Genomic DNA, 15,751 nt, shown 5'->3' on the forward strand with positions numbered 1-15,751 from the left:
CCTTCGGGGCCCCCGTTCCGTTCCGGCGGACCGCGGCCGGGGTCTGGCGCATTTCGCCATGCTCCGATCAAGCGCCATCGTCCGTGCGCCTTATGGGCGGATCATGCCGATACGCCGCAGAGGCCCTGAGGTGCGTTTCGGGATCCGCGAACATGGCGCGCGAAGGTCCCGGGCCCGGTCCTGTGACGAGAGGGTGCGCGGAGCGGGTTGGCCCGCCGGCGGGCGCGCGGTCCTTGCAAGCTTCGGCCCCGGGCCCGCCGACCATGGGCTGGTCCGCATTGGTCGCCAGACCTGACAGGGTGCTCGTCTCCCGACGCCGGGCGCCGGTGTCGCGGACAGATTGCCTTCTCGCCGGGCAGAGCGGATGCGAGGTCAGCGTCCGATGTGGTCGACCGGCGTGGATATAAGCTGTCGACCCGGACCGATCCCGCACCGCCGATCCTCGCGAGGTCCCGGCGATGACAGGCAGGCCGCGGCCTGTCGGTCCCGCCCCGAAGCTTCAGGCACGAGGCGTCACGGCAAAGGCCGCAACAGCCCCGCCGTCCGTCTTGCAGAGATCCGGCGACATCGGGCCGTCGCAGCCCGAAAGTCGCGAGGTGTCAGCCGCGGCCGCGCAGAAGCTGGCGCAGCATTCCGTGCAGGGTCTGCACCTCGGCCCGCGTCAGGCCAAGGCGGAACCAAAGGTTGCGCAGCGACAGGCGCATGCTGTCGGCCTTGGTCTCGGGGAAGAAGAAGCCGGCGGTGTCCAGCTCGGCCTCGTAATGCTCAGCCAGCTTTTCGATCTCGATCCGGGACGCGGGTTCGGTGCCGGCATATTCCATGCGCTCGGCCACCGCCGGGACCGTCTGGCGGCGCCATTCATAGGCGGTCAGCAGCACCGCCTGCCCGAGGTTGAGCGAGGGGAAATCCGGGTTCACCGGGACCGAGATCAGGGCGTCGGCGGCGATCAGGTCCTCGTTCTCGAGGCCCGCGCGCTCGGGGCCGAACAGGACCGCGACCTTGCGGCCCTCGGCGATCAGGGTGCGGGCCCGCTCCATCGCCGCCTCGGGGGTGAAGACGGGCTTGGTCAGATCGCGGTTGCGGGCGGTGGTGGCGAAGACATGGTCGCAGTCGCCCACCGCTTCGATCACCGAGGGAAAGACCCCGGCATTGTCCAGCACCGTGCCTGCGGCGCCCGAGGCCATGGCAACGGCGCGCGGGTTCGGCCAGCCGTCGCGCGGATCGACCAGCCGCATCCGGGTCAGCCCGAAGTTCAGCATCGCCCGCGCCGCGGCACCGATGTTCTCGCCCATCTGCGGACGGACGAGGACGAAGGCGGGCTGGGTCGGCGGCTGGATCATCGGGGGTCCCTCGGGCACTGCGGCGGCTGGGCGCGGCTTAGGGCTCCTTGGCGGGCGAGGCAAGGGAAACGGGCCGGCGTCGCGTGAAAACCGGTGCCCCGGGGACTGGCGTCAGAACAGGACCGGCGGCGCGTGGGCCGACCCCAAAATGAAACCGGCGGCCCATGGGCCGCCGGCGGGGATCGTCTGGCAACTGTCAGTTCGACGGTGCCGGGGGCTGCAGTCCCGGCGGCAGGCCCTGCCCCGGCGCCACCGGCTGCGGGGCCGGTTGTGCGGCGGGCGCGGGCTGGCCCGCAGCCGGCGCCGGTGCCTGCAGGCCCGGCGGAAGCCCGAGGCCACCGCCCGGCGCAGGCACGCCGCCCGGAGCCGGAGCCGGAGCCGAACCGGGTGCAGCCGCCGGAGCCGGTGCGCCGCCCAGACCCGGAGGCTGGCCAAGACCGCCACCGAGGCCACCACCGAGGCCGCCACCGAGGCCGCCAAGGCCACCGCCCAGACCGCCACCCAGCGTCGGCAGCTTGATCTCGACCTTGCTGACGTCGACGACCGGTCCCTTGTAGTGCATGACCATCTGCGGGAAGGCGATCACGATGGCGATCATCACGATCTGGATGCAGACGAAGGGCACGGCACCCCAGTAGATCTGGCCCGTGGTCACCGGGGCCATGGTCTTGCCGGTCAGACGGTCGATGTAGGGGATCTTCGGCGCGACCGAACGCAGGAAGAACAGCGCGAAGCCGAAGGGCGGGTGCATGAACGAGGTCTGCATGTTCACGCCCAGGATCACCCCGAACCAGATCAGGTCGATCCCCAGCTTGTCCGCCGCTGGTGCCAGCAGCGGGACGATGATGAAGGCCAGCTCGAAGAAGTCGAGGAAGAACGCGAGGAAGAACACCAGGATCGAGACGACGATCAGGAAGCCCAGCTCGCCGCCCGGCAGCGAGGTCAGCAGGTGCTCGACCCAAACATGGCCGTTCACGCCGTAGAAGGTCAGCGAGAAGACCCGCGCCCCGATCAGGATGAACATGACGAAGGCCGACAGGCGGGTGGTCGCGGCCAGTGCGCCGTCGATCACGGCGTAGTTCAGCCGGCCCTTCAGCCCCGCGAGGATCAGCGCGCCGACCGCGCCCATCGCGCCGCCCTCGGTGGGCGTGGCGATGCCGAGGAAGATCGTGCCGAGCACGAGGAAGATCAGCGCCAGCGGCGGGATCAGCACGATGATCACCTGCTGCGCGAGCCGGCTCATCATGTTGATCTTCAGGCCCTTGTCGGCCAGCGCCAGCACGTAGATCACCGCGATGCCCACGACCGCGCCCAGGATGTCGGCGTTGTTGCCATGGGTCGGCGTCAGCCAGACATGGGCGCCGTAGGTGATCCCGACACAGAGCACCAGCGCCACCAGAAGCGAGGTGACGCCCGAGCCCAGCGTCCGCGCCTCGAGCGGCAGCGCCGGCACCATCGCGGGGCGGAAGATCGACAGCAGGAAGATGTAGCCCATGTAGAGCCCGGTCAGCACCATGCCCGGGATCAGCGCGCCCTTGTACATGTCGCCCACCGACCGGCCCAGCTGGTCGGCCAGGACGATCAGCACGAGGCTCGGCGGGATGATCTGCGCAAGGGTGCCCGAGGCCGCGATCACGCCCGAGGCCACGCGCCGGTCATAGCCGTAGCGCAGCATGATCGGCAGCGAGATCAGGCCCATGGCGATGACCGAGGCCGCGACGACGCCGGTGGTGGCCGCCAGCAGGGCGCCCACGATGATCACCGCATAGGCGAGACCGCCGCGCACCGGGCCGAAGAGCTGGCCGATGGTGTCGAGAAGGTCCTCGGCCATGCCGGATTTCTCCAGCACGATGCCCATGAAGGTGAAGAACGGGATCGCGAGCAATGTCTCGTTGGCGAGAACCCCTCCCCAGAACCGTTCGGGCAAGGCGTTCAGCAAGGGCCAGCTGAGGTTGATCGCGCCGTTCGACAGCGGCGCCAGCTCGACCCCGATGATGAAGAACAGCAGGCCGTTGGCGGCCAGCGAGAAGGCGACGGGATAGCCGAGCAGCAGGAAGCCGATCAGCGAGATGAACATGATCGGCGCCATGTTCGAGGCGATGAACTCCATCATTTGCGGGGCTCCTTCGCGACATCGGCGCCTTCGGCCATGATCGAGGCGGCGGTGGCCTCGCCCTCAAGCTCGGCCGCGGCATGGGAAGAGACGAAGGGGTTCGGATCCTCGATCACGCCGCGCATCACCGCGACCTTCTTGATGATCTCAGAGACCCCCTGCAGGAACAGCAGGAAGAAACCGGCCAGAAGCAGCGCCTTCGAGGGCCAGATGATCAGGCCGCCGGCGTTCGTCGACATCTCGCCCGTGCGGTACGAGAAGGCGACCCAGGGCGTGAAGAAATACAGCATCAGGATCACGAAGGGCATCAGGAAGACGACATGCCCGAAAAGGTCGATCCAGTGCTGGGTCCGCCGGGACCAGATCCCATAGACGATGTCGATGCGGATATGCTCGTTCTGTTTTAGCGTATAGGCCGCCGCCAGCAGGAATGCCGCGCCGTACAGGTACCACTGCAGTTCGAGCCAGGCGTTCGACGAGGTGTTGAACACCTTGCGGACCACCGCGTTGCCGGCGCTGATGACGACGGCCACGAGGATCAGCCACGCCACAGAACGCCCGATGATGTCATTCACGCGGTCGATGCCGCGTGACAGGGCCAGTAAGCCGCCCATCGTCCCCTCCCTTTCGGTTCCTCCGAAACGCCCTCTGACCCCGGGCGAGGCCGGGGTTGGGGCATGGGGTCCATATGACGGAAGCGGGCGAATGCGTCAATCTTCGCGCCTGCTAGCGGTAAGTTTTTCTTACCGAATTCGCTGCAGATACAGCTTTACGCCGCGGCAGGATCGCGCGGCGGTCCGGGCTGGTGCCACTTCCTTGGGCTTATGGCGCGATACCGCGCGCCCGGTCGAATTGCCTTGGGTGGATCTGGCCCAGCCAGGTTTCGGTCAGGGGCGCGCCGTCGCGCGAGAGATAGGCCCGGATATCAGCAGTCTCGACGCCCTCTGCCGAAATGTCGAAGATCAGCCGCCAGCGGTCGGTGCCCACCACGGGCAGCGCATAGGCCTGTTCCAGCGTTACCCCCGCGGGCAGGCTGACCTCGGGCGTCACCCGGTCGTTCTGGCCAAGTCCCTTGACCGCGGGGCCCTCGAAGTCGATCGCCACCTTCAGGTGCCCCGGCGGGCGCGGCTGGCCCGGCACCCCGCCCGCGCCGATCCGCGTGGCCACGGTGCGCGCCAGCGCATTGGTCTGCGGCACCCGGTCGAGCCAGTGCAGGTTGTAGCGGAATTCATGCTCGGCACCGGCAGCCGGCGGGCTTGCCGGATTCCAGAAGGCGACGATGTTGTCATAGATCTCGTCGTCGGTCGGGATCTCGACCAGCTGCACCTGCCCCGGCCCCCAGTCGCCCAGCGGCTCGATCCAGACCGAGGGGCGGCGATCGTAGAACACCCCGTCGTCCTGGTAGTTCTCGAAGGCGCGGTCGCGCTGCACAAGACCGAAGCCGCGCGGGTTTTCCGTGACGTAGCTGGACGTCACCACGCGCGGCGGGTTGTTCAGCGGCCGCCAGACCTGCTCGCCCGAACCCATGACCATCATCAGCCCGTCGGTGTCGTGGATCTCTGGCCGCCAGTCGAAGCCGACGAGACGGTTGGTCTCGGAATACCAATACATCGAGGTCAGCGGGCCGATCCCCACCCGCTCGACCGGCTGGCGGAAGAAGAGCCGCGCGGTGATCTCCATCACCTGCCCTGCGCCCTCGGTGTTTGCCGTCACCATCCGGTAGGCGCCGGCGACCGAGGGGCCATCCATCAGCGCGTGGATGATCACGTCGGCCGGCCGCCCGGCGACGGTGGTGCCCGCGGGCGGCACCTCGAGGTGGAATTCGCTGAAGCGCGGGAATTCCTCGGGGATCGACATGCCCGAGTTCAGCGCGATGCCGCGGGCGGACTGGCCGTACTGGCGCAGGGCCCCGTCGGTGCGGAAATAGGCACCGCCCAGGAAGCTGATCCAGTCGGTCTTCAGATCGGGCCGCATCAGGCGGAAGCCCGCGAAGCCCAGCCCCTCGGTCAGGGCATGGGCGGGGCTGTCCTCGGGCATCTCGAAGAAGCGCTCGTCATAAAGCACCTCGCGCGCCTGCCCATCCTGCACCACCGTTATCGCCACCGGCGCGCGGAAGAAGGTGCCGAGGTGGAAGAACTGCACCGGCACCTCTCCGGCCCCGACCGTGGTTTCGGGGCGGAAGCGGATGCGCCAATGCGCGTCATAGTCGATCTTCGCCAGCACCTCGGGCTGCGCCACAACCGGCGGCGCATAGGGCTGCGCCGCAAGCTCGCGGGCCCGGGCGGCGAGCGCGTCGAAGCTGAAGGGCTGCGGCGCGCCGAAGGCCGGGACGAAGCCCGCGTCGGCGTCGGCCGATTCCGCCTGCGCCCCGCCGGTCCCGAAGCCCGTCAGCCCGGCCGCGGCCAGCAGCGCTAGGGCCTGGCGGCGGTCGAACCCCTCCGCAGGCGACGGCGATGCGATGAAAGGGGCGGTGCGGGGAGGGAGAGGGCGCAATTGTCACTCCAAGGTCGCCGGGCGGGGTGCCCGAGGGTCGGCCGGGATGGCAGCCCCCGAGAATGTCGCCCGGTTTCGCGGGATTGCAAGGCAGCGCCCCTGACAACCGCGCGACAGGGGCGCGAGCGAGCCGCGTGAGAGCGCGCACGGGCACGTGTCACGAAACTGTTGCAATTGCCCCGATCTCTGCGATTTGATCGCTGTCACAATACCGACGTGAACACACGTTAGGCAGCGCCGTCGGGACATTTCAGCCCGCCGCTTCTGCCGCATCGACAGGGAGTTATCGATGAAATCCGCCCGCAGCCTCACGGCCCTTGTGACCCTTGGCGCCCTCCTCGGCTCGACCGCGATCGCCAACGCGCAGTCGCTGGCCGAAATCGAAGCCGCCGCCAAGAAGGAAGGCATGCTCACCACGATCGCCCTGCCCCATGACTGGTGCGGCTATGGCGCGGTCATCGACGGCTTCAAGAAGAAGTACCCCGAGATCACCGTCAACGAGCTGAACCCCGACGCGGGCTCGGCCGACGAGCTTGAGGCGATCCGCGCCAACAAGGGCAACACCGGCCCGCAGGCCCCGGACGTGATCGACGTCGGCTTCTCGTTCGGCCCGCAGGCCAAGACCGAGGGCCTGACCCAGCCCTACAAGGTCTCGACCTGGGACGAGATCCCGGACGAGGTGAAGGACGCCGACGGCCACTGGTATGGCGACTATTACGGCGTTCTGTCGTTCATGGTGAACAAGGACCTCGTGTCCGAGATCCCGACCGACTGGGCCGACCTGCTGAAGTCGGACTATGCCGGCGCCGTGGCGCTGGCGGGTGACCCGCGCGCCTCGAACCAGGCGATCCTGGGCGTTCTGGCCGCGGGCATGGGCAAGGGCGCGGCCGCGGGCGAGGCCTCGGGCACCGCGGGCCTCGACTACTTCGCCGAGCTGAACAAGGCCGGCAACTTCGTCCCGGTCATCGGCAAGGCCGGCACGCTGGCGCAGGGTGCGACCCCGATCGTCATCACCTGGGACTACAACGCGCTTGCGGGCCGCGACACGCTGAACGGCAACCCGCCGGTGGAAGTGGTCGTGCCGAAGACCGGCGTCGTCGCCGGTGTCTACGTCCAGGCGATCTCGGCCCACGCGCCGCATCCGAACGCCGCGAAGCTGTGGATGGAATACCTCTACAGCGACGAGGGTCAGCTCGGCTGGCTGAAGGGCTACTGCCACCCGGCGCGCTTCAACGCGATGGCCGCCGCCAAGAAGATCCCGGCCGAGCTGCTCGAGGCGCTGCCGCCGGCCGCCGCCTACGAGGCCGCCGTGTTCCCGACCCTGGCCGAGCAGGAGGCCAACAAGGCCGCCGTCACCGCCGGCTGGGACAAGGTCGTGGGCGCCAACGTCCAGTGATGCCTGCCCCGCGCGCGCCTGACCGGGCGCGCGCGGACCCTTCCGCGACCGGGCGACAGAACCCGGCACCGCCGCCCTCCTGATCGCCGGGGACCGATCCGATGACCGACCGACCCGCTGCCGCCGCGGCAGCCCCGCCCCCGCTTTCGAAGCCGCGACGCGCGCTGCCGCTCGCCTGGATCGGCATCCTGCCATTCCTGGCTTTCGTGATCCTGTTCCTGGCGCTGCCGACGCTGAACATCGTGCTGGGCGCCTTCCGCACCCCCGACGGCAGCTTCACCTTCCGCAACATCGCCGGTCTCTTCACACCCTCGATCCTCAGCTCCTACTGGATTTCGATCAAGATCTCGGCCACCTCGGCCTTCCTCGGCTGTCTCGTCGGCTTTCTGATGGCGGCGGCGATGGTGCTGTGGGGGCTGCCCAAGGTGATCCGCGGCCCACTGCTGACCTTCTCGGGCGTCGCCTCGAACTTCGCGGGCGTGCCGCTGGCCTTTGCCTTCCTCGCGACGCTGGGACCGCTGGGCCTGGTGACCGTCTGGCTGCGGCAGGAATTCGGCATCAACCTGCGCGCGCTGGGGTTCAACATCCTGTCGTTCTGGGGCCTGACGATCACCTACCTGTTCTTCCAGATCCCGCTGATGATCCTGATCATCACCCCCGCGCTCGACGGGCTGAAGCGCGAATGGCGCGAGGCGGCCGAGGTGCTGGGCGCAAGCTCGGGGCAGTACTGGCGCATGGTCGCGCTGCCGATCCTGTTCCCGGCGCTGCTGGGCACCTTCGCCCTTCTCTTCGCCAACAGCTTCGGCGCCATCGCCACCGCCTATGCGCTGACCGGATCGTCGCTGAACATCGTGCCGATCATGCTGTTCGCGCAGATCCGCGGCGACGTGCTGGGCGATCCGCACCTTGGCTACGCGATGGCCTTCGGGATGATCGTCGTCACCTCGATCGCCAACACCATCTACATCGTGCTGCGCATGCGGTCGGAGAAATGGCTGAAATGACCAAGCTCTGGGCCTGGCTGATCTTCCTGCTGGGGATCGCGTATTTCGTGATCCCGCTGATCGGGATGACCGAATTCTCGCTGTCGATGCGCCGTGGCGTCTACAGCTTCGACGCCTATGCCAAGGTGCTGGCCGATCCCGCCTTCCGCGAGACGTTCAGCTTCTCGGTGATGATGGCGCTGCTGACCATCCTGTTCTCGGCGCTTCTGGTGGTGCCGACGGCGTTCTGGGTGCAGCTGAAACTGCCGCACCTGCGCCCGCTGATCGAGTTCATCACGCTTCTGCCGCTGGTGATCCCGGCCATCGTCATCGTCTTCGGCTACATCCGGCTTTACAACACCTCCAGCTGGCTGCCGCTGACCGGGACCACCTTCGGCACCAACGTGCTGTTGCTGGTGGGATACATGACCCTGTCGCTGCCCTACATGTACCGCGCCGTCGACACCGGGCTGCGCACCATCGACGTGCGCACCCTGACCGAGGCCGCGCAGTCGCTGGGCGCCGGCTGGACCACGATCCTCGCGAAGGTGATCCTGCCCAACGTTCTGGTCTCGGTCCTGTCGGGCGCCTTCGTCACCTTCGCCATCGTTCTGGGCGAATTCACCTTGGCGGCACTCCTGAACCGCCCGGCCTTCGGTCCCTACCTGCAGCTGATGGGCGCCAACCGCGCCTACGAGCCCTTCGCGCTGGCGGTGATCGCCTTCGCCATCACCTGGATCTGCATGGGCCTGATCCAGCTTGTCACCCGCTTCCAGAAACACACGCGAGCCGCCCGCTGATGTCCTTTCTCGAAATCTCCCACCTCGAAAAGTCCTTCGGCACCACCCGCGTGGTGAAGGACTTCAACCTCTCGATCGAGAAGGGCGAGTTCATCTCGCTTCTGGGTCCTTCGGGCTGCGGCAAGACCACGGTGCTGCGCATGGTCGCGGGGTTCGAGACGCCGTCGTCGGGCGCGATCACCGTGGGCGGCAAGGATGTCACCCGCCTGCGCCCCAACCAGCGCTCGATCGGCATGGTCTTCCAGGCCTATGCGCTGTTCCCGAACCTGACCGTGGCCGAAAACGTGGGCTTCGGGCTGAAGGTCAAGGGCGTCCCCGCCTCGGAACGCGGCCCCCGCGTCGCGCAGATGCTCGAGATGATCGGCCTGCCGCAGCTGGGCGACCGCTATCCGTTCCAGCTGTCGGGCGGCCAGCAGCAGCGCGTGGCGCTGGCCCGCGCACTGGCGCCGCGCCCCTCGATCCTGCTTCTGGACGAGCCGCTGTCGGCGCTCGACGCGAAGGTCCGCGTCTCCTTGCGCAACGAGATCCGCGAGATCCAGAAAGAGCTTGGCATCACCACGCTCTTCGTCACCCATGACCAGGAAGAGGCGCTATCGATCTCCGACCGGATCGTGGTGATGCACGGCGGCATCGCCGAGCAGATCGGCGCCCCCTTCGAGATCTACAACCGCCCCGCCACCCGCTTCGTCGCGGAATTCGTGGGCCAGCTGAGCCGGATCGAGGGCACGGTCACCGATCCCGTCAGCGGCACGGTGCAGATGGGCGGCACGCAGGTGACGCTGGGCCGGCCGCTGCCGCCGGGCCGCGCGACGCTGGCCCTGCGCCCCGAGGCGGTGGCGCTGGGCGCCGCCGGCCCCGGCCGCGTCACCCTGCCCGCCACCGTGACCGACGTGCAGTTCCTGGGCGCGGTCATCCGCATCGGTGCGGAAACCGGCGGCGCGCGGCTGCATCTGGACAGCTTCAACCGCCCTGACCAGCCGCCGCCGCAGGTGGGCGAGGCGGTGACGCTGTCGGTCGCACCGTCAGACATCCTCGTCCTCGCGGACTGACGCGCACCAGAGGTAGCCGGGCCACAGGCTCGGCAGGAAGCAGCCGCCCCGGCATCGCCGGGGCTGGCGCAGGCTTGGGAAGTGGCTATATCGGTGCCCAAGGGCGCCGTGATTGCTGCGTTTGCAACAGATCCTCTCATGCGCCCGGCCAAGCAGGAGTGCCGCCGGCGTGCTCACCGGAACGATCCGCAGACACAACCCCATGCGCGTCCTGCGCCTGGCGCTGCCCTTCGCGATGCTCGCGGTGCTCTGGCAGGTGCTGGACGGACCGCAGATCCTGGCGAAGCTCCTGAACGCCGACCCGCTGTGGCTGAGCCTTGCAATGGTCGCGGCGCTGCTGCAGTTCCCGTTCCTCGCCTTCCGCTGGCGGCTGACCGCCGGGGCGCTGGGCCATCCGCTGGGCCGGATGCTGGCGATCCGCGAGTATTTCGTGGCGCAGCTCGTCAACCAGACCCTGCCCGGCGGCATGCTGGGCGATGCCGCGCGGATCGTGCGCACGAAGGGCGAGACGCGGCTGGCGGTGGCCGGTCAGGCGGTGCTGATCGAGCGGCTGGCCGGACAGGTGACGCTGCTGCTGGTGACGCTGGCGGGCCTCGTGCTGGCCCATGCGCTTCCGGGCGGCGTGCGCTGGCCGGCGGGCACCGGGCACGCCGCGCTCTGGGGCCTTGCCGCCACGGGCGCGGTGTTGCTGGTCGTGGCGCTGGTCGCCCGCACCCGGCCCGACACCAGCCGCCGCATCGTCGCGCCGGTGAAACGCTCGGTCTTCGCGCGCCGGGTCTGGCCGCGCCAGCTGGTGTTCAGCCTCGGCGTCGTGACCTGCAACCTGATGACCTTCTTCTGCGCCGCCCGTGCGATCGGCGTCGCCCTGCCGGCCGAGGCGGTGGTCACCCTTGTGCCGCTGGTCCTGACCGCGATGCTGGTGCCGCTGACCGTCGCCGGATGGGGCTTCCGCGAAGGCGCCGCCGCGGCCCTGCTGCCGCTGGCGGGCATCGCCTCGGAACCCGCGGTCGCAAGCTCGATCCTCTTCGGCGCGGTGATCCTGGCCGCCAGCCTACCGGGGGTCTTCTGGCTCGCGCCAGCCTCGGAAGAGGACGAGGACTGAGCCGCTATCCGGCCGGTGTGCCCTTCGGCTTCAGTCCCGCCGCCTCGCCCAGCTCGCTCAGCAGACGCGCCTCTTCCTCGACCTTGGGCCGCGTCAGCCGCGCCAGCAGCAGGTAGGCCACCGGCGTGATGTAGAGCGTGACCACCGTCGCAAGGCCCAGCCCGCCGACAATGATCCAGCCCAGCACCTCGCGCGCCTCGGCGCCCGCGCCCTTGGCCAGCACCAGCGGCACGCCGCCGATCACCGTCGCGACCATCGTCATCATCACCGGCCGCAGCCGGGTCACCGCCGCGCCCTCGATCGCCGCGCGCACGCCGGCGCCGTGGTCGCGCAGCTGGTTCGCGAATTCGACGATCAGGATGCCGTTCTTGGCCATGATGCCGACCAGCAGCACCAGCCCGATCTGGCTGTAGACGTTCAGGCTGCCGCCTGTCGCCACCATCGCCACCACCGCGCAGGCGAGCCCGAAGGGCACCGTCGCCATCACGATGAAGGCCGCGACGAAGCTTTCGAACTGCGCGGCCAGCACCAGCAGCACGATCAGGATCGCGGTGCCGAAGGTCAGCCACAGGCCCTGGTTGTTCTCTGTCAGCGTCGCCGCCTCGCCCCGCGGCAGCACCCGGATCCCGGGCGGCAGCGCCTCGCGCGCCAGCCGCTCGACCTCGGCCAGCCCGGCGCCCAGCGCGTAGCCACCCTCGAGCCCGGCGCTCATCGGCACCGACCGCAGCTGGCTTTCCCGCTCGAGCTCGGGCGCGATCGCCTCTTCCTTCAGCGAGACCACCGCCGAGGCCGGGATCATCTGCCCGTCGCGGGTGCGCATGAAGATCCGCTCGAGATCGCCGGGATCGTCGACCGGATCCATCGTCGCCATCATCTTCACGTCATGGCTGCGGTCGCCCAGAAAGACCGTGCCGACCGAGGTGCCGTCCAGCACCGCCCGGATCGCCTGTCCCAGCCCCGCGATGTCGATCCCGAGATCCGAGGCGCGCTCGCGGTCGACGGTGATCGACAGCTGCGGCTGGGTGGTGTCGTAATCGACGCGCACCTGCCCGAAGCCCGGGTCCTGCGACATCCGCGCCTGCAGCGTCTGCGCGGCCTGCGACAGCGCGGCGTAATCGTCGCCCACCAGCGAGAAGGACAGGCCCTGCCCGGCGCCGCGGATGCCCAGCGAGTTCGGCTGCACCACGAAGGCCCGCACGCCCACCAACCGCGACAGCTTGCCCCGGAACTCTGCCGCGATCTCCTGCTGCGAACGCGCCCGCTCGCCCCAAGGGGCCAGCGTCATCACGAGGAACGCGCGGTTGTCGCGCCCCCCGGTGCCGATATAGGCGAAGGTGCTGACGACCTCGCCCGAGGCCCTCAGCGGCTCGGCCAGCGTCTCGATCTCGGCGACCTTCGCAGAGGTATAGTCGAGCGAGACCCCCTGCGGCGCGGTCACCGACAGCAGCAGCGTGCCGCGGTCCTCGGGCGGGGTCAGCTCCTGCTCGATGCCGCCGGCCATCAGCCAGGCCATCGCGGCAAAGAGCGCGGCGACGACCAGCACCACCATCGGCGCGTCCAGCGCCCAGTGCAGGCTGCGGGCGTAGCCGCGGGCGAAAAGCGCGCCGAAGCGGCCGGTCAGGCCGCGGCTGCCGGCATCGGCAGCGCCCCGGCGCAGCACCCGGCTGGCCAGCACCGGGCACAGCGTCAGCGCCGTGACCGAAGATAGCAGCACCGAAATCGCCAGCGTGAAGCCGAATTCGCGAAACAGCCCCCCGGTCTGCCCCGGCAGGAAGGACAGCGGGATGAAGACCGCGGCCAGCGTGGTGGTGGTGGCGATCACCGCGAAGAACACCTGCTGCGTGCCCAGCACCGCGGCGGCGCGCGCCCCCATGCCCTCGGCCCGGCGGCGCACGATGTTTTCCAGAACGACGATCGCGTCGTCGACGACCATCCCCGTCGCCAGCACCAGCGCCAGCAGCGTCAGGATGTTGATCGAGAAGCCCACCATCCAGACCGCGGCGATGGTGCCGATCAGCGCCACCGGCATCGCGATCGTCGGGATCAGCGTCGCGCGCCAGTCGCGCAGGAACAGCCAGATCACCGCGGTGACGATCACCACCGACAGCACCAGCGCGATCTCGACCTCGTGGATCGCGCCGCGGATGAAATCGGCGCTGTCCGAGCTGACGAAGATCTTCACATCCGCCGGCAGCACCGTCGCGAGGTCGTCCACGATGCCGCGCACCGCGTCCGAGATCTGCAGCGTGTTGCTCTGCGCCTGCCGGATGATGCCGATGCCGATGCCGGTCTGCCCGTTCGAGCGCAGCACCGTGCCCTGACTGTCGGGGCCCAGCGTCACCTGCGCCACGTCGCCCAGCCGGACGTTCTGGTTGATGCGCAGCGCCTCGAACTGCTCGGGCGTGGTCACCGTCGCCATCGCCCGCACCTGCAGGCTTTGCCGCGCCGCCCCCAGCGACCCCGCCGGCGCGTCGAAATTCATCGTGGCCAGCGTGTTGCGCACATCGGCCAGCGTCAGCCCGCGCGCCGCCAGCGCCTTCATGTCGATGTCGACCCGGAACACCGGCTCGCGCTCGCCATAGATCTGCACGTCCGCGACGCCCGGCGCAGAGATGAGCCGGTCCTCGACAAGGTCCTGCACGATCTGCGTCAGGTCCTGCGGCGAGCGCCCGGCGGAGGTGACCGAGACCCGCATCACCGGATCGCTGTCGGCATCGGCCTTGACGATGCGCGGGTCGTCGGCGTCGTCGGGCAGGTTGTTGGCGATCCGCGCGACCGCGTCGCGCAGGTCGGAGGCCGCGACATCCAGATCCACGTCGTCGCTGAACTCGACCGTCACCCGGCTCGACCCGGAACGCGAGGTGGACGAGATCGACTTGACCCCGCTCACCCGGCCCGCGGCGCCCTCGATCTCGCCGGTGACCTCGCGGTCGACCGTCTCGGGCGAGGCGCCGTCGAAATCGGTGCTGATCGTCACCACCGGACGGTCGACATCGGGCAGCTCTCGGATCTCGGCACCCGAAAAGGCGGCAAGCCCCGCGATCACGATCAGCGCGTTGACCACAAACGACAGCACCGGGCGGCGCACCAGCAGCGCCGTCGAGTTGCGGCTGGCCGCCCCGGGCTCGGCGGCGGGCTCGGCGGCGGGCGCAGGGTCGGATGCTTTGTCGGGCGGCACGTCCGGGCCGCTCATGTCGACGAGCCCTGCGTGACGCTGACCTCGGCGCCCTGCCGCAGCGCCTGCACGCCCTCGGTGATGACCAGATCGCCGGGCTGGAACTCGGCCGCGACCAGCACCGCGTCGCTGCTGCGCTGCAGGATGCGCACCGCCAGCCACTGCGCCTTGCCGCCGCGCACCACCCAGACATAGGCGCCGCCGTTGCCCCACTGGATCGCCAGCGGATCGACCGCGGGGCGGCTCTCGCCGCGCAGGCGGGTGGTGATCTGCAGCGCCATCCCCGCGCGCAGCCGGTCGTCGCCGTTCTCGACCGCCGCCTGCACGCGCAGCGTGCGGCTTGCGGCCTCGACCCGGTTGTCGAGCGCGGTGATCTTTCCGGCGATCTGCTGGTCGGGCGCGGCCAGCGGTGCCGCGCTCAGCGTGTCGCCGATCGCGATCTGGCTCACCAGCCGCTCGGGCACGCGGAAATCGACCAGCAGGCTCGAGCGGTCCTCGATCGTGGTGACCTCGGTGTTCGCGCCCAGCAGGTCGCCCGGTTCAAGGGTGATGATCCCGACCCAGCCGGCGATCGGGGCGACGATGCTGTGCAGCGACAGGGTGTATTCGCTCTGGCGCAGCTGCAGTTCGGCATTGCGCAGCGCAAGCTCGGCGTCCTGACGCTGCAGGATCGTGCCGGAGCCCGAGCTTTCCAGCCGCTGCATCCGCGCCAGCTCGTTCTTCGCGTGGTCGAGTGCCACCCTCGCGCGCTCGACGGCGATGAACGCGGCGTTGTCGTCGATCCGGATCAGGACCTGCCCGGCCTCGACCCGCTCGCCCGAGGTGACGTTCAGCGCGGTGATCCGCCCGGTGACCTCGGCCGCTACGGTGACCGAACGGATGCCGCGCGTTGTGCCGATCGCCTCGACCAGACTGTCCATCGACACCGGCACCGGCGGCAGCGCCACAACCGGCACGCCCTGCGGCGCGCGCCCCGCCGGCCCGCGCCAGTCGCCCGCCGCGGGCGCGGCCCCGGCTCGGATCAGCCCGATCCTCTCCATCGGCCCGGCCAGCCCCGCGCTCTCCAGCCAGGGCCGGGCGGCGGGCAGCCACAGCGCGGCACCCACCGTCGCCAGCGCGATCAGGCAGAGGGACAGAAACAGCTGCTTCCAGATGGCCATGAAGGCTCCGTTCGGGGTCCTGCCGGCGGCCCCAAGACGTGGGCACGGCGGGTGGTTCGGCGGATTAGGCGGCAAACGGCCGCAGGTGGCAAGCATCCGCCTGCACAGGGGCGGGTCGCAGGGTCAAGATGCCGTGACCG

The 15,751-nt window shown here is 69.5% G+C and carries 11 protein-coding genes; 5 read left to right on the forward strand and 6 right to left on the reverse strand.

The annotated features are described in order from the left end of the window. Window positions 1-599 precede the first annotated feature (599 nt). The 4 genes from V8J36_RS09575 to V8J36_RS09590 all read right to left on the reverse strand — a co-directional run bounded on the left by V8J36_RS09575 (window position 600) and on the right by V8J36_RS09590 (window position 5,946). The gene (locus V8J36_RS09575) at window positions 600-1,340 is read right to left on the reverse strand and encodes an RNA methyltransferase (protein ID WP_336467066.1); all 741 of its coding nucleotides are present in this window, start codon (window positions 1,338-1,340) and stop codon (window positions 600-602) included. A 196-nt stretch (window positions 1,341-1,536) separates the two neighbouring features. After that, window positions 1,537-3,453, reverse strand: coding sequence for a TRAP transporter large permease (locus tag V8J36_RS09580; RefSeq protein WP_336467067.1), 1,917 nt, complete (start codon window positions 3,451-3,453; stop codon window positions 1,537-1,539). Then, on the reverse strand, window positions 3,450-4,067 hold the full coding sequence (locus V8J36_RS09585; RefSeq protein ID WP_336467068.1) for a TRAP transporter small permease subunit: 618 nt from the start codon (window positions 4,065-4,067) through the stop codon (window positions 3,450-3,452). Before V8J36_RS09585 ends, V8J36_RS09580 begins: the two co-directional genes overlap by 4 nt. Before the next feature lie 208 nt (window positions 4,068-4,275). Further along, window positions 4,276-5,946, reverse strand: a complete 1,671-nt coding sequence (locus V8J36_RS09590; RefSeq protein WP_336467069.1) for a glucan biosynthesis protein — start codon at window positions 5,944-5,946, stop codon at window positions 4,276-4,278. 289 nt (window positions 5,947-6,235) lie between these two features. Here V8J36_RS09590 and V8J36_RS09595 point away from each other — a divergent pair, with 289 nt between their 5' ends. The 5 genes from V8J36_RS09595 to V8J36_RS09615 all read left to right on the forward strand — a co-directional run bounded on the left by V8J36_RS09595 (window position 6,236) and on the right by V8J36_RS09615 (window position 11,276). Next, window positions 6,236-7,342: an ABC transporter substrate-binding protein gene (locus tag V8J36_RS09595; RefSeq protein WP_336467070.1), complete on the forward strand. Its 1,107-nt coding sequence runs from the start codon at window positions 6,236-6,238 to the stop codon at window positions 7,340-7,342. Between the two features lie 101 nt (window positions 7,343-7,443). Continuing rightward, entirely contained in the window at window positions 7,444-8,346 is a 903-nt protein-coding gene (locus V8J36_RS09600; RefSeq protein WP_336467071.1) for an ABC transporter permease, read from the forward strand. Further along, window positions 8,343-9,125 carry an ABC transporter permease gene (locus V8J36_RS09605; RefSeq protein ID WP_336467072.1) on the forward strand — a complete coding sequence of 261 codons (783 nt, stop codon included), beginning with the start codon at window positions 8,343-8,345 and terminating at the stop codon, window positions 9,123-9,125. The genes V8J36_RS09600 and V8J36_RS09605 overlap by 4 nt, the downstream gene beginning before the upstream one ends. Continuing rightward, the gene (locus V8J36_RS09610) at window positions 9,125-10,174 is read left to right on the forward strand and encodes an ABC transporter ATP-binding protein (protein WP_336467073.1); all 1,050 of its coding nucleotides are present in this window, start codon (window positions 9,125-9,127) and stop codon (window positions 10,172-10,174) included. Before V8J36_RS09605 ends, V8J36_RS09610 begins: the two co-directional genes overlap by 1 nt. A 202-nt stretch (window positions 10,175-10,376) precedes the next feature. Then, the gene (locus tag V8J36_RS09615) at window positions 10,377-11,276 is read left to right on the forward strand and encodes a lysylphosphatidylglycerol synthase transmembrane domain-containing protein (protein ID WP_336467074.1); all 900 of its coding nucleotides are present in this window, start codon (window positions 10,377-10,379) and stop codon (window positions 11,274-11,276) included. Window positions 11,277-11,280: 4 nt separating this feature from the next. Here V8J36_RS09615 and V8J36_RS09620 read toward each other — a convergent pair whose 3' ends face one another. Continuing rightward, entirely contained in the window at window positions 11,281-14,469 is a 3,189-nt protein-coding gene (locus V8J36_RS09620; protein ID WP_336467075.1) for an efflux RND transporter permease subunit, read from the reverse strand. Beyond that, the gene (locus V8J36_RS09625) at window positions 14,466-15,611 is read right to left on the reverse strand and encodes an efflux RND transporter periplasmic adaptor subunit (RefSeq protein ID WP_336467076.1); all 1,146 of its coding nucleotides are present in this window, start codon (window positions 15,609-15,611) and stop codon (window positions 14,466-14,468) included. The genes V8J36_RS09620 and V8J36_RS09625 overlap by 4 nt, the downstream gene beginning before the upstream one ends. Window positions 15,612-15,751 lie beyond the last annotated feature (140 nt).

The sequence above is a fragment of the Frigidibacter sp. MR17.14 genome, from assembly GCF_037095735.1.
Taxonomy (GTDB): Bacteria; Pseudomonadota; Alphaproteobacteria; order Rhodobacterales; family Rhodobacteraceae; genus Frigidibacter.